This window comes from Frankia torreyi, assembly GCF_000948395.1.
In the GTDB taxonomy this organism is placed as follows: Bacteria; Actinomycetota; Actinomycetes; order Frankiales; family Frankiaceae; genus Frankia; species Frankia torreyi.
Map to the genome: position 1 here is coordinate 124,326 of NZ_JYFN01000008.1, position 13,356 is coordinate 137,681.

Consider the following 13,356-nt stretch of genomic DNA (forward strand, 5'->3'; position numbering starts at 1 on the left):
TACCTGCCAGCTCCGGCAGAACACGGGGAAACGTGAAGGCTCCCGGGAATCTGGCGGTGGATCGCGGATTTCCCGCGCGCGCCGGTCTCGGTCGATCAGAGGCGGCGGAACAGCAGGGCCCGCTTGACCTCCTGGATCGCCTTGGTGACCTGGATACCCCGCGGGCAGGCATCCGTGCAGTTGAAGGTGGTCCGGCAGCGCCAGACGCCCTCACGCTCGTTGAGGATCTCCAGCCGCTCGTCGGCGCCGGCGTCGCGGCTGTCGAAGATGAAGCGGTGCGCGGCGACGATCGCCTGCGGCCCGAAGTAGTCCCCGTCGTTCCAGAACACCGGGCACGACGTCGTGCAGGCCGCGCACATGATGCACTTGGTGGTGTCGTCGAAGCGTGCCCGGTCCTCGGGGGACTGAAGCCGTTCCCGGGTCGGCTCGTGGTCATCCGTGATCAGGTAGGGCTTCACCGCCCGGAAGGCGTCGAAGAACGGTTCCATGTCGACGATCAGGTCCTTCTCGACCGGCAGGCCCTTGATCGGTTCGATGGTGATCTCGGGCCCGAGGTCCTTCACGAGCACCTTGCAGGCGAGCCGGTTCACGCCGTTCACCCGCATCGCGTCCGACCCGCACACGCCGTGGGCGCAGGAGCGGCGCAACGCCAGCGAGCCGTCGACGTTCCACTTCACCCACATGATCGCGTCGAGCAGGCGATCGCTGGGATCGAACGGCACCTGGTAGCTCTCCCAGCGTGCCTCCGCGGCGAACTCCGGATCGAAGCGACGGATCTTGAGCGTGACGGTCACGGGCGCCGGTCCGGTCGCGGCCGGACCCGGGGCCGCGGCGGGCCGGGAGTCGACGACGGTCATCAGTACTTGCGCTCCATCGGCTCGTAGCGGGTGACGACGACCGGCTTGTAGTCCAGCCGGATGTCCGCCTCCGGCGAGGCGGCGGCCAGCGGTCCCGACCGGTAGGCCATCGTGTGACGCAGGAAGTTGACGTCGTCCCGGTTCGGGTAGTCCTCCCGCGAGTGGCCGCCGCGGGACTCGTTGCGCGCCAGCGCCCCCACCACCAGAACCTCGGCGAGGTCGAGCAGGAAGCCGAGCTCGACCGCCTCCAACAGCTCGGTGTTGTAACGGCGGCCCCGGTCGGACACGCCGACCTGCTGGTAGCGGATCTTCAGCGCGGCAATGTCGCTGAGCGCCTGCTTGAGCGTCGCCTCGGTGCGGTAGACCGACGCGTTGACGTCCATCGACTCCTGCAGCTCGGCGCGGATCGCGGCGGCGTTCTCGGTGCCGGCACCCGCGCGCAGCCGGCCCAGCATGTCGTCCACGAACGACGCCGGGTTCGTCGGCAGGTCGACGTGGTGCGGGGTGGCGCCTGCGTACTCGGCGGCGGCGATGCCCGCCCGCCGGCCGAACACGTTGATGTCGAGCAGCGAGTTGGTCCCCAGGCGGTTCGCGCCGTGCACGGACACGCAAGCCACTTCGCCGGCGGCGTACAGGCCGGGGACGACGGTGTCGTTGTCCGCGAGGACCTGCGCGTCGATGGTCGTCGGGATGCCGCCCATCGCGTAGTGCGCCGTCGGCTGGATCGGAATCGGGTCGTCGTACGGTTCGATGCCGAGGTAGGTGCGGGCGAACTCGGTGATGTCCGGCAGCTTCGCGTCGAGCTGCTCCGGCGGCAGGTGGGTGAGGTCGAGGTACACGTGGTCGGCGTCGGGGCCACAGCCCCGGCCGGCGCGGATCTCGGTGTAGATGGCCCGGGCCACCATGTCGCGGGGGGCGAGGTCCTTGATGGTCGGCGCGTAGCGCTCCATGAACCGTTCGCCGTCGCGGTTGCGCAGGATTCCGCCCTCGCCGCGGGCGCCCTCGGTGAGCAGGATGCCCATCTTCCAGATGCCCGTCGGGTGGAACTGGAAGAACTCCATGTCCTCCAGCGGAATGCCGCGGCGAAACGCCAGGCCCATGCCGTCACCGGTCAGTGTGTGCGCATTCGACGTGACCTTGAACACCTTGCCGAACCCGCCCGTGGCGAAGACCACCGACTTGGCCTGGAAGACGTGAATCTCGCCGGTCTTCAGCTCGTAGGCGACCACGCCGGCCGCCGCGCCATCCTGCAGCAGCAGGTCGAGGACGTAGAACTCGTTGTAGAACTCGATGTCGTGTCGGACGCACTGTTGGTAGAGCGTCTGAAGGATCATGTGGCCGGTGCGGTCGGCCGCGTAGCAGGACCGGCGGACCGGCGCCTTGCCGTGGTCGCGGGTGTGGCCGCCGAAGCGGCGCTGGTCGATGCGACCCTCCGGGGTGCGGTTGAACGGCAGCCCCATCTTCTCCAGGTCGAGGACGGCGTCGATGGCCTCCTTCGCCATGATCTCGGCGGCGTCCTGGTCGACCAGGTAGTCACCGCCCTTGATCGTGTCGAAGGTGTGCCACTCCCAGTTGTCCTCCTCGACGTTGGCCAGCGCGGCGCACATGCCGCCCTGGGCCGCGCCGGTGTGCGACCGGGTCGGGTAGAGCTTGGTGAGCACGGCCGTCCGGCAGCGCTGCCCCGCCTCGAGGGCGGCGCGCATGCCGGCTCCGCCCGCGCCGACGATGACCACGTCGTACCTGTGGAGCTGCACGCCTACCTCCTTACAGGTCCGGGGTCACAGATCGGGGTCGAAGGTGAAGATGACCAGCGTGCCGAGGGTGACGACCAGGAACGCCGAGGTGTAAAGCAGCATCTTCAGCCAGAATCGGGTCTGTGCCCGTTCGGCGTAGTCGTTGATGACGGTCCGCAGGCCGTTGGTGCCGTGCAGCTCCGCGAGCAGCAGCATCACCAGGTCCCACGTGCGCCAGAACGGTGATGCCCAGCGGCCCGCGACGAAACCGAAGTTCACCCGCTGCACGCCGCCGTCGAGAACGTTCATGATGAACAGGTGGCCGAGCACCAGGAAGAACAGCAGCAGGCCGCTGATCCGCATGAACACCCAGGCGTAGAGCTCGAAGTTGCTGCGGGCCTTCGCGGCGCCCGGCTTCGTCCGCCGCCGCGGCGAGCGCGGGGTGGCCAGCTCCGGCGCGCCCCGCTCCGCCGGCACCGCCGTCGTCGCCATCAGGTCGCGCTCCCGAACAGCGTCTCGGCGGTGTGCAGCAGCATCCGGTAGGCCGCGGGGACGAGCAGCACCACGAACAGCACGAGTTCGATGTACAGCATCTGCTTCTGGTACTTCGGTCCGGACTCCCAGAAGTCGATCAGGATGATCCGTATGCCGTTGAGCGCGTGGAACAGCACGGCGGCGACCAGGCCGACCTCGAGCAGGTTCACGATCGGGCTCTTGTAGACCTCGATCACCTCGTTGTACGACGAGGGCGAGACCCTGACGAGTGCCGTGTCAAGCACGTGCGCGAACAGGAAGAAGAAGACGAGGACGCCCGTGATCCGGTGGGCGACCCAGGACCACATTCCCTCTCGACCGCGGTACAGCGTGCCCGCTGGTGCCTTCGGCAATGAAAGCTCCTCCGGATCGGCCCAGCCGCTCGGCCAGAAAAGATCACGTCAGCGACGCCCGCGGCGCCTCGGGGTCGGCGATGCGTCGCCGGGACGGCACCGCGCGCCTTCGGCCGATGCTAGTGCCGGGCCTGGTCAGCGGCGGGTCCGGGCCCGGCGCCGGCGGGTGAACTATGCCACAGCGCGCCCGGTCGCCGCCGTCACTACGCCGCCGGTGGCGGGCCGGTCGACGGCGGCGGTGCCGGTGCGGTGGCCGGCGGTGTCCTGACGGGCGGGGTCGTCGCGGGGGTGGTCGGCGCCGGCTTGGTCGGGGGCGGCGTCGTCGGCGGCGGCTGCTGCTGGGTCGGCGACGGCGTCGGTGTGGGCGCGGCGGTGCTCGGCTGCGCGCTCGGTGGGGCCTCGGTCGCTGGGGGCGTCGTCGACCGCGGGCGAGGGGAGCGGTGCGGCGTCCCCGGGGCCACCACCGTGGGGGAGGTGAACTCCGGGGTCGTCGCCGGTGGCGAGGTGGGCACGGCGGTCGCGGGCGGGGCGGTCGTCTTCGGCGCCGTCACGTCGGTCGGCTTGGCCGGCGAGCTACCCCCGGACAGGCCCAGGGTCAGGGCGATCGCCGCGCCGGCCAGGACGACGACCGCAGCGGCCGCGATCGCGATGGTCCGTCGCCGCCGCTCCCCGTCGCCGCCGGCTCCCCGGCCGTGGCCGTTGCCGTCGGGACCGCGCTGGTGCGCCGCCTCGGAGCGTCGGCGGGCCTCGTCGAGCGGGACGAGTCCGGCGGCATGATCGTCGTCGAACAGCCCGAGGCTGGCCGTCGACGCCACGACGGGCACGACGCCGATGCGGGTCTCGTCGTCGTCCCCACCGTGCGTCGGCCCTGTCGCCTGGGCAGGCGGCCCGATCCTGGTCTGGGCATCGTGATCGGCCTGGGGTCGGGTCCGGTTCGGCGCAGTGGGTCGGACCGGCTCGTGCCGGGGNGGTCGGGGGCCACCACCGGTGGCGGGCGAGATGGCGGTCTCGTCCAGCGCCCCGAGGACGGGATCCGCGGTGATCTCGCCGTCGGCGGACTCGGCTGGCCCGCGGGACGAGATGGGGCCGCCGACGGGCGGTACCGGACCACCCGTGGTGCGTGGGCCGGTGCCGCTGGGCTGGCCGGACGCGGCGGCGCCCGCCAACGGCCCGCTCCACGTCGAGGGCCCGGTCCGGCCGCCGGGACGCCCCGCTGCCGACCCGCCGCCGTCGATCGAGGCCGAGGGCGGCGGGGCCGCCGGTTCGTCGAGGTTCTCCAGACCGACGTCGGCAGCGCTCGCACCCGCGTCGTCGTCCTCGGAGCGCGGCCGGGCGTGCATGACGGAGGCCGGCACCGGGTTGGCGTTGCGGGCCACGGGAATCAGCCGCCGGCGGATCTCCGTGACGTCCGGGCGTTCCTCCGCCGGACGGTCCATCAGGTCGCTGAGCAGGTTGCGCAGGGGACCCGCCAGCCGGAAGGCGCGGCGGCGGCCCTCGACCACGGCGGTCAGCACCGCGTAGGTCTCCGGGCCCTCGAACGGCGGCTGGCCCTCGACCGCCGAGTACAGGGTCGCGCCGAGGCCCCACAGATCGCTCGCCGGGCTGCCCGAGGAGCCGCGGACCCGTTCGGGGGCGATGTAGGCGGGGGAGCCGACGAGCGCGCCGGTCCCCGTCAGGGTCACATCACCCTCGGTCGCGGCGATGCCGAAGTCGGTGAGCCGGACCCGGCCATCCCGGCCGAGCAGGACGTTGCCGGGCTTGACGTCGCGGTGCAGCACGCCGGCGGAGTGCGCCGCGGCGAGTGCGTCGGTCAGCGCCAGCCCGATCGCCGCGACCTGGTCGAAGGGCAGCGGGCCGTGGGTACGGATCACGTCGCCGAGGCTGTCCGCGTCGACGAGCTCCATGATGATCCAGTGCCGCTGGTGCTCCTCGACCACGTCGTACACGGAGACGATGGCGGGGCTGTGCAGGCGGGCCAGCGCGCGGGCCTCCCGCAGCACCCGCGCCCGGATCGCGTCGCGCTCGTTCTGCGCCCCGGCCATCGGGACGAGGATCTCCTTGATGGCCACCGGCCGCTGGAGTAGTTCGTCCTCACCGCGCCAGACGACGCCGGCTCCACCACGCCCAATGGGCGTGTCGAGACGGTAGCGCTGAGCTACGTAACGAGGCGTGCCGTGCCGAGAGGTGTCCGGGGGCACGCTTGCCGATTTGGCCATCGTGTCAAGTCTGACAGACGGATGGATCCGCGCGCCCGACGGTCGGCGTGTTTCCGGCCGCCGGGAGAGTCGGAAACCCGACGAATGCTGACATCACGGACCGGGCCGGAAGGCGCCGAAGAGCTGGTGCATCAATGCTTGATCCTGCAACCACAGATCCTCCCGGGTATGCCAGTAGAGGGCATATCCGTGGCCGTTGCGAATCGCGCCCCGGTTGAGCACATGCACCATGACCCCGTCCGACCTGCGATACCCGAACTCCCAGTCGGCCTGCTCGGTGCCGTCCCCACCGTCGCTGGGAGCCAGCCGTACGCGCCGATAGTCCTGCACACTCCGAACGAAACCGGCCTCGTTGTGTTGCCAGTCACCGATCGCGGAGGTGTTTGCCCGACTGACGCTACCGACCCGCAGGAACGCTCTGGTAGCCGGGTCCACGAAATCGACGTTTCCGGGGCCGCCGGGGCCCTGCTGGCGCTGCCAGGTCGACGGGTAGGCCACCGACCAGCCGCCCTCGGGATCCACATAGGAGACCCAGCCCGGGGGTGCGGTGGCCGGGGTGGTGTCCCGGGCCACCGGATCGGCGGCTCCGGCCGGCGGGTCGGCCGGGCGGACGCTGGCCGCGCCGCTCGCCGCCGCGGTCCCCCGGCCTCCGGGTGTCCCGGCGGTGGCGCCGGGGCCCGGACCGGTCGACCCCACGGGTGCGCCGGCCCCGCCGCGCCCGGCGGCGACACCGGTGGCCCCGGAGCTCCCCCCGCCGCTGATCAGGACCAGGATCGCGATGATGATCGCCGCGGCCAGCACGGCGAGCGCCGACACAGCGACGAGGCGGCGGCGCGGATCGGCTTCGCGGCCCGCAGTCCGACTGCCACCCGCCGGCCCTGCCGGCGTGGACTGCCCGTCGCCCGGGTCGCCCGCCCTGCCGGCCGCGGGGCTGCCGGGAGACGCGGGGCTGCTGGGAGACGCGGGGCTGCCGGGAGACGACGGCGCCGCGGGGACGGCCGGCGCCGCGGGGGAGACCGGCGCCGCGGGGGAGACCGGCGCCGCGGGGGAGACCGGCCTGATCCGCTGCGGGATGCCTCCGCCGGCCGTGCGGGTCCCGACCCCCTCTGCGGCGCCGGCCGGCCCCACCGGCCTGATCGGAGCAGCGGGCCGGGCGGTCGTCGGGGCCGTCTGGGCGCCGCGCCGCGCCGCCGCCGCGGGGGGCGCGGAATCGGTCGCGAGGGCGGCGGGGCCGGCCGCGGTGCGCGGTCGGGTCCACGGCTGGCCGAACCGTCCGCGGCGCGTCGCGGCGACGGGTGCGGTCGGAGCCGTCGCCGCCCGGCCTGCGCCCGCGTTCCCGGCGGCCGCGCCGTCGGACGTCGTCGCAGCCGCGAGGCCAAGGCCCGGGGAGGTCGAGAGCGGATCATCACTCGCGCCGGGCGTACCACCGGCGGCAGCGGCGGTGTCCCAGGGTTCCTCGTGTCCGGCCTCGGCCCCACCAGCGGACTCAGTGCCGGCCCCGGCACCGCGACCGACCAGTCGCGCCCGCGCCGGGATCCCGCCGAGCGCCCGCATCCGGTCCATCGAACGCATGCGCTCGAGCGGGCTGGTCAGGCGAGTCCGCATCGGCTGCGCGCGCACGGGTGCGGGGGAGGCGGCCGCCACAGGTCCCGGCAGCGGTCCCACCGACTGCACCGGGGCCGCCGCTGGTGGGGGATCCTCGGCCGGACCGGGCGTCGGCGCCTGCCCGGCGGCGCCGGGCGGTAGCGTCCCGGCTGAGCCCGAGGGGTCGGCGTCGAGCGCAGGCCGGGTCGCCGGGACCTCCGCCGGTCCGGTCTCGGCTGGTCCGGTTCCGGCCGTGTCGGTCGGTGGTCCCGTGTCGGTCCGTCCCGCCTCGGTCCGTCCCGCCTCGGTCCGTCCCGCCTCGGTCGGGGCTGCGCCGGTCCGGGTTGTCTCAGTCCCGGCTGTCCAGACCTCGGCGAAGCCGGTTCCGACGGGCTTCAGCCCGTGGGTCCCGCTCGCGAAGGTCCCGCTCGCGAAGGTCCCGCTCGCGAAGGTCCCGCTCGCGAAGGTCCCGCTCGCGAAGGCCTCGGTCGCGAAGGTCTCGGCCGGAACGGTGTCCGTGCCTGCGCCGGGCGGGTCGGCGGTGCCGCCCGCAGGCGCGGAGAGCGGCACGGCGGCCGATTCGATGATTCCCGCGGAGGAGACCGTCGGTACGCCGATCACCGATGCCGGGGGCGCCGATGCCGCGGCCGTCAGTTCGGAATACCCGGGGACGGTGGCGCCGGTCGAGGATCTCACGGGCGTCACGGTCGAGGCGGGCGCGATGGATTCCGCGACATCGGGGTGTTTCGTGGCCTGCGTCTCGCCAATCTCGTCCCGATGGCTTTCGGCCGCGCCGTGTTGCTCGACTGCGATGCTTTCATCGTCAGTGCTGTGTTTTTTGGTTGCTTTCGATCGTTCGCGAGGGGGACCGGTGTCCTTGCCGGGAGGGTGGGGCGGGTCGTCGCCGGGAGCCTCGTCGATCAGCGGCCGCGAGCCGTGGCCGGGTGAATCATCGCCGTCACCCGGCTCATCCAGGGCGCGTGCATCGTCCCCGTCGTGGGCATGACCCGCATCATCGGGATCGGCTCGGCGGTGCGGATCGTCCGTGCCCTGCGGGATGGTCTCCTCGCGGAGTCCGTCGACCGTGTCGACGGACTCGCGACGGTCGGCCGGGTCGGGCGGCGTGGGCAATAGCGGCGTGGTGGGGGCGGTGCGGGCCGGTGGGCGCGGCCGGGCGGGGCGCGTCGGCCGGCCTGTCCGGGAGGAGCGCCGCTCGCCGCCGCGCTCCAGGATTTCGCGCAGCCGCTTGCGCACGATGGACAGCGGGGGACGGCTCAGCCCGTGCGGCGCCATCAGATCGTCGATCACCGGCGCCAGCGGGCCGGCGAGGCGGAAGGGCTGGCGCCGTCCCTGCATGAGCGCGGCGAGCACCGAGATCGGGTCGCCGCCGGCGAAGGGTGGACAGCCCTCGACCGTGGTGAACAGCGTGGCGCCCAGCCCCCACCGGTCACCGGCGGCGTTGCCCGCGTCCCCGCGGGCCCGTTCGGGCGGCAGGTAGGCCGGCGAGCCGAGCACCATCCCGGTGCTGGTGAGCCGGGGATCACCGTGGCTGACCGCGATCCCGAAGTCCGTCAGCCGGGCCCGACCGTCGGGGGTGACCAGCACGTTGCTGGGCTTGACATCCCGGTGGACGATCCCGAGTCGGTGCGCCGCCTCCAGCGCGTAGGCCAGACTGATGCCGATTCGGCAGGCCTCTTCGACCGGCCTCGGGCCGTGGTCCGCGATGATCCGCGACAGGGACTGACCCTCTACGTATTCCATGACGATCCACGGCAGGTCGCCGTCGTCGATGACGTCGAGCACGGAAACCGCCCCCGGGTGGTGCAGCCGTCCGGCGGCGCGCGCCTCGCGCAGCACCCGTTCCCGCGCTCGGTCGCGTTCCAGACCACTCTCGGTGATCGGTAGCCGGACCTCCTTGACCGCGACAACCCGCTGGAGCAGCTCGTCAGTGGCCCGGTGCACGACGCCGAAGCCGCCCTGCCCGAGGACGCCGTCGAGCCGGTAGCGCCCTCCGACGAGGGCTACCGCCTCGGCCGGACCTGGGTCGTCCGGGGACTCGCCTGCCATCCCTTCGTCCCTTCCCGATCGCCAGTGAGGCTCGCGTCCATGGGATCACACAGGTGCCGGCCCGCGAAGGTCGGGCATGCTGGCGTCAGCGCCCGATCGGACCACGGACTCCGACGAGAACACGAGGTGGCGAGATCAAGGGGTGCGGCGAGACCGAGGGATGTCGCGAGACCGAGGGGTGTGTCGAGACCGAGGGGTGCAGGGACATGGGGTGGAGTGTGGACGACAGAAGCTGGGAACGGCTGCGGAACGCCGCTGTCCGTGTCGCGCAGAGTGCCTACGCTCCGTATTCGGGCCTGCGGGTCGGCGCCGCCGCGCTGGTCGTCGACCGCCCGGACGCCGACGGCCGCACCACCGGGGACGAGCCGTGGATGGTGGTCGGCTGCAACGTCGAGAACGCCTCGTACGGCCTCACGCTGTGCGCCGAGTGCGGCCTCGTCTCGGCGTTGCACGCTCGGGGCGGCGGCCGCCTGTTGGCGTTCGCGTGCGTCGACGCGGACGGGCGGCCGCTGGCGCCCTGCGGTCGCTGCCGTCAGCTCCTCTACGAGCACGGCGGTCCGGATCTGCTGGTGGCCACCGCCGGCGGGATACGCCGGCTGGCCGAACTACTTCCCGGCGCGTTCGGTCCGCTCGACCTGCCGGACCCGCCCGATCTGCCGGACCCGCCCGATCTGCCCGACCCGCCCGACCTGCCCGACCCGCCGGAGCCCGCGACCGCGGCCGACGCGCCACCGCAGGCCGGCTCCCCCGCCGGTGCCACCCCGTTCGGCGGATCGGGGGCGTCGTGAGCGCCGACTTCGACGTCGTCGACCTCATCCGGGCCAAGCGTGATGGCCGCTCGCTGCCGCTCGAGGCCGTTGACTGGCTCATCGACGCCTACACCCACGGCTGGGTCGCGGACGAGCAGATGTCGGCCTACCTGATGGCGGTGGTGTGGCGCGGGATGTCCCCGGCCGAGCTCGATCGCTGGACCGCCGCGATGATCGCTAGCGGCGAGCGGCTGGACCTGACGGGGGTCGGCCGTCCCACCGTGGACAAGCACTCGACCGGCGGGGTCGGCGACAAGGTCTCGCTGGTGCTGGTTCCGCTGGTCGCCGCGTGCGGCGTCGCCGTCCCGCAACTGTCGGGACGGGGCCTCGGGCACACCGGCGGGACGCTGGACAAGATGGAGTCGATCCCGGGCTGGCGTGCCGACCTGCCGGTCGAACGGATGCGCCGCCAGCTTGCCGAGGTGGGCGCGGTGATCTGCGCCGCCGGGGCCGGGCTGGCTCCCGCCGATCGCCGGCTCTACGCGTTGCGTGACGTCACCGGGACGGTCGAGTCGATCCCGCTCATCGCCTCGTCGATCATGAGCAAGAAGATCGCCGAGGGAACGTCCGCGCTGGTCCTCGACGTGAAGGTCGGCTCGGGTGCGTTCATGACCTCGCTGGACGACGCCCGGGAGCTGGCGCGGACCATGGTCGGGCTCGGCGCGGCCGCCGGCGTCCGGACCGAGGCGGTGCTGACCCGCATGGACCACCCGCTGGGGCGCACCGCCGGCAACGCGCTGGAGGTCACCGAGGCGGTCGACACGCTGCGCGGCGGCGGGCCGAAGGACCTGGTGGAGGTCACCGTCGCCCTGGCTCGGGTGATGATCGAGCTGGCCGGCGCGAGGCGGGCGGACGGAGCCGGCGGGGCGCCGACGGCCCGTGATCCGGCCGAGGTGCGGGCGGCCCGCGATCCGGCCGAGGTGCTGGCGGCCGGGGACGCCTACCCGGTGTGGCGGGCGATGGTCGCGGCGCAGGGCGGCGATCCCGACGCGGTCCTGCCGCGGGCGACCCACGTCGAGACCGTGCCCGCACCCGCGTCCGGCTACCTGGCGAATCTGGACGCCCGGGCGGTCGGCATCGCGGCCTGGCGGCTGGGCGCGGGGCGGGCCCGCAAGGAGGACGCGGTGTCCGCGGCGGCGGGCGTGCGCTGGCGGGCGGGCATCGGCGACCGGGTCACCGCCGGGGAGCCGCTGCTGGAGCTGCACACCGACGATCCGAAGACCCTCGGCCGCGCGCTGGCCGCACTCGCCGGCGCGGTGACGGTCACCCCGCAGCCGCCGCCTCCCACCCCGCTCGTCCTCGACCACCTCCCCGCCTGAGCACGTCGGCGGAGGCGGAGGCGACCCGGCCAACGCGGCGTCGCGGTTCTGTCGGACCCGTGGCCTACGGTCGGCGCAGGAGACGGAGGAGCCGATGACGAACGACGCACCGCCCGGCCCGATCACGGTCGACGAGATCCGCCGGGTGCCGAAGGTCCTGCTGCACGACCACCTCGACGGCGGGCTGCGGCCGGCCACGGTGGTCGAGCTCGCCGACGAGACCGGCTACCGGGACCTGCCGTCCACGGACGCGCACGCGCTGAGCACCTGGCTGCGGGGAGGGGCGCACAGCGGCTCGCTGGTGCGCTACCTGGAGACCTTCAGTCACACCGTCGGCGTGATGCAGACCCAGGAGGCGATCCGGCGGGTGGCGCGCGAGTGCGCCGAGGACCTCGCGGCCGACGGTGTCGTCTACGCCGAGGTGCGGTTCGCTCCCGAGCTGCACGTCGAGCGGGGCCTGTCGCTGGACGCGGTCGTCGAGGCCGTCCTCGACGGCTTCCGCGCGGGCGCCGCCGGTACGCCGCTGCGCATCCGCGCGCTGCTCACCGCGATGCGTCACCAGGCCCGTTCGCTGGAGATCGCCGAGCTTGCGGTGCGCTGGCGGGACGCCGGGGTGGTCGGTTTCGACATCGCCGGCGCCGAGGCGGGCAACCCGCCGACCCGGCACCTTGACGCCTTCCAGTACATCCAGCGGGCGAACGGGCACTACACCATCCATGCGGGCGAGGCGTTCGGGCTGCCGTCGATCTGGGAGGCGGTCCAGTGGTGCAACGCCGACCGGCTCGGCCACGGGGTGCGCATCGTCGACGACATCACGGTCGATCCGGACGGTAAGGCGATCCTCGGGGATCTCGCCAACTACGTGCGCGACGTCCGGGTACCGCTGGAGATGTGCCCCACCTCGAACGTGCACACGGGCGCCGCGCCGAGCATCGAGCGCCATCCCATCGCCCTGCTGCGTCGGCTGCACTTCCGGGTCACGGTGAACACGGACAACCGGCTCATGAGCGACGTGTCGCTGTCGAGCGAGTTCGCGACGCTCGTCGACGTCCACGGCTACGACTGGTCGGACATCCGCTGGCTCACCCTGAACGCGATGAAGTCGGCCTTCCTGCCCTTCGACGAACGTCTCGACCTGATCAACGATGTCATCAAGCCCGGCTACGCGCCCTACGTCCGTGAGGAGCTCGCCCGATGAGCACGAGCGTGGCAGGAACCGAGCCGCCCGGCACCCAGGCGGCGCCGGCCGGCCCGATCCCGAACCGGCCCGCCCCCGCGGCCCCCGCGGCCCCCGCCGCCCCCGTGGCCGCCGTGGCCGGAGCCGACGGCCGGGCGCGTTGCCCGTGGGGCCTGTCGGCGCCGGAGTACGTCGAGTACCACGACCAGGAGTGGGGCCGCCCGGTCCGGGACACGGTGGGCCTGTTCGAACGCCTCACCCTCGAGGCGTTCCAGTCCGGGCTGTCGTGGTTGACGATCCTGCGCAAGCGGCCGGCGTTCCGGTCGGCCTTCGCCGGGTTCGACCCGGGGGTGGTCGCCGGGTTCGGGGCCGCCGACGTCGAGCGGCTGCTCGGCGACGCCGGCATCGTGCGTAACCGCCGCAAGATCGAGGCCACGATCGTCAACGCCCGGGCGGTGCTCGCCCTCGACCGGCCGCTGCCCGAGCTGATCTGGTCGCACCGGCCGCCGCGGCGAGCCAGGCCGGCCACCCTCGCCGACGTCCCGGCGAAGTCCGCCGAGTCGGTGGCGCTGGCGAAGGGGCTGCGCGCGGCCGGCTTCGTGTTCGTCGGCCCGACCACCGCCTACGCGCTCATGCAGGCCTGCGGTCTCGTCGACGATCACCTGGCGGACTGCTGGGTGCCGCACGTGCCCGAGTAACCACATCTC

9 protein-coding genes and 2 pseudogenes are annotated in these 13,356 nt (G+C 73.2%); 4 read left to right on the forward strand and 7 right to left on the reverse strand.

Features of this window, described 5'->3' with window-relative positions; genetic code table 11:
• Window positions 1-95: 95 nt before the first annotated feature.
• The 7 genes and pseudogenes from FF36_RS07615 to FF36_RS07640 all read right to left on the reverse strand — a co-directional run bounded on the left by FF36_RS07615 (window position 96) and on the right by FF36_RS07640 (window position 9,344).
• Window positions 96-857 (reverse strand): succinate dehydrogenase iron-sulfur subunit, encoded by a 762-nt coding sequence (locus tag FF36_RS07615; RefSeq protein ID WP_044884262.1) that lies wholly within the window; start codon window positions 855-857, stop codon window positions 96-98.
• The gene (gene sdhA, locus FF36_RS07620) at window positions 857-2,611 is read right to left on the reverse strand and encodes a succinate dehydrogenase flavoprotein subunit (RefSeq protein WP_044884263.1); all 1,755 of its coding nucleotides are present in this window, start codon (window positions 2,609-2,611) and stop codon (window positions 857-859) included. Before sdhA ends, FF36_RS07615 begins: the two co-directional genes overlap by 1 nt.
• A 24-nt stretch (window positions 2,612-2,635) precedes the next feature.
• Window positions 2,636-3,082, reverse strand: coding sequence for a succinate dehydrogenase hydrophobic membrane anchor subunit (locus FF36_RS07625; protein WP_044884264.1), 447 nt, complete (start codon window positions 3,080-3,082; stop codon window positions 2,636-2,638).
• Window positions 3,082-3,477 (reverse strand): succinate dehydrogenase, cytochrome b556 subunit, encoded by a 396-nt coding sequence (gene sdhC, locus FF36_RS07630; RefSeq protein WP_009740429.1) that lies wholly within the window; start codon window positions 3,475-3,477, stop codon window positions 3,082-3,084. Before sdhC ends, FF36_RS07625 begins: the two co-directional genes overlap by 1 nt.
• Before the next feature lie 203 nt (window positions 3,478-3,680).
• Window positions 3,681-4,445: pseudogene (locus FF36_RS37385) on the reverse strand (serine/threonine protein kinase); the annotation flags it as partial.
• A gap of 1 nt (window position 4,446) precedes the next feature.
• A pseudogene (locus tag FF36_RS37390) lies at window positions 4,447-5,693 on the reverse strand (serine/threonine-protein kinase); the annotation flags it as partial.
• Between the two features lie 93 nt (window positions 5,694-5,786).
• On the reverse strand, window positions 5,787-9,344 hold the full coding sequence (locus FF36_RS07640; RefSeq protein WP_044884266.1) for a serine/threonine-protein kinase: 3,558 nt from the start codon (window positions 9,342-9,344) through the stop codon (window positions 5,787-5,789).
• 206 nt (window positions 9,345-9,550) lie between these two features.
• Between FF36_RS07640 and FF36_RS07645 the strand changes: the two genes are divergently transcribed.
• The 4 genes from FF36_RS07645 to FF36_RS07660 all read left to right on the forward strand — a co-directional run bounded on the left by FF36_RS07645 (window position 9,551) and on the right by FF36_RS07660 (window position 13,347).
• Entirely contained in the window at window positions 9,551-10,132 is a 582-nt protein-coding gene (locus tag FF36_RS07645; protein WP_044884267.1) for a cytidine deaminase, read from the forward strand.
• Window positions 10,129-11,472 (forward strand): thymidine phosphorylase, encoded by a 1,344-nt coding sequence (locus FF36_RS07650; protein WP_044884268.1) that lies wholly within the window; start codon window positions 10,129-10,131, stop codon window positions 11,470-11,472. The genes FF36_RS07645 and FF36_RS07650 overlap by 4 nt, the downstream gene beginning before the upstream one ends.
• A 94-nt stretch (window positions 11,473-11,566) precedes the next feature.
• Window positions 11,567-12,670 carry an adenosine deaminase gene (locus tag FF36_RS07655; protein WP_044884269.1) on the forward strand — a complete coding sequence of 368 codons (1,104 nt, stop codon included), beginning with the start codon at window positions 11,567-11,569 and terminating at the stop codon, window positions 12,668-12,670.
• Window positions 12,667-13,347 (forward strand): DNA-3-methyladenine glycosylase I, encoded by a 681-nt coding sequence (locus FF36_RS07660; protein WP_236705592.1) that lies wholly within the window; start codon window positions 12,667-12,669, stop codon window positions 13,345-13,347. The genes FF36_RS07655 and FF36_RS07660 overlap by 4 nt, the downstream gene beginning before the upstream one ends.
• Window positions 13,348-13,356: the final 9 nt, after the last annotated feature.

Coding starts and splice junctions, on each gene's coding strand:
- FF36_RS07615 (WP_044884262.1), bottom strand. CDS start 857: ATGACCGTCGTCGACTCCCGGCCCGCCGCGGCCCCGGGTCCGGCCGCG.
- FF36_RS07625 (WP_044884264.1), bottom strand. CDS start 3,082: ATGGCGACGACGGCGGTGCCGGCGGAGCGGGGCGCGCCGGAGCTGGCC.
- FF36_RS07640 (WP_044884266.1), bottom strand. CDS start 9,344: ATGGCAGGCGAGTCCCCGGACGACCCAGGTCCGGCCGAGGCGGTAGCC.
- FF36_RS07645 (WP_044884267.1), top strand. CDS start 9,551: ATGGGGTGGAGTGTGGACGACAGAAGCTGGGAACGGCTGCGGAACGCC.
- FF36_RS07655 (WP_044884269.1), top strand. CDS start 11,567: ATGACGAACGACGCACCGCCCGGCCCGATCACGGTCGACGAGATCCGC.
- FF36_RS07660 (WP_236705592.1), top strand. CDS start 12,667: ATGAGCACGAGCGTGGCAGGAACCGAGCCGCCCGGCACCCAGGCGGCG.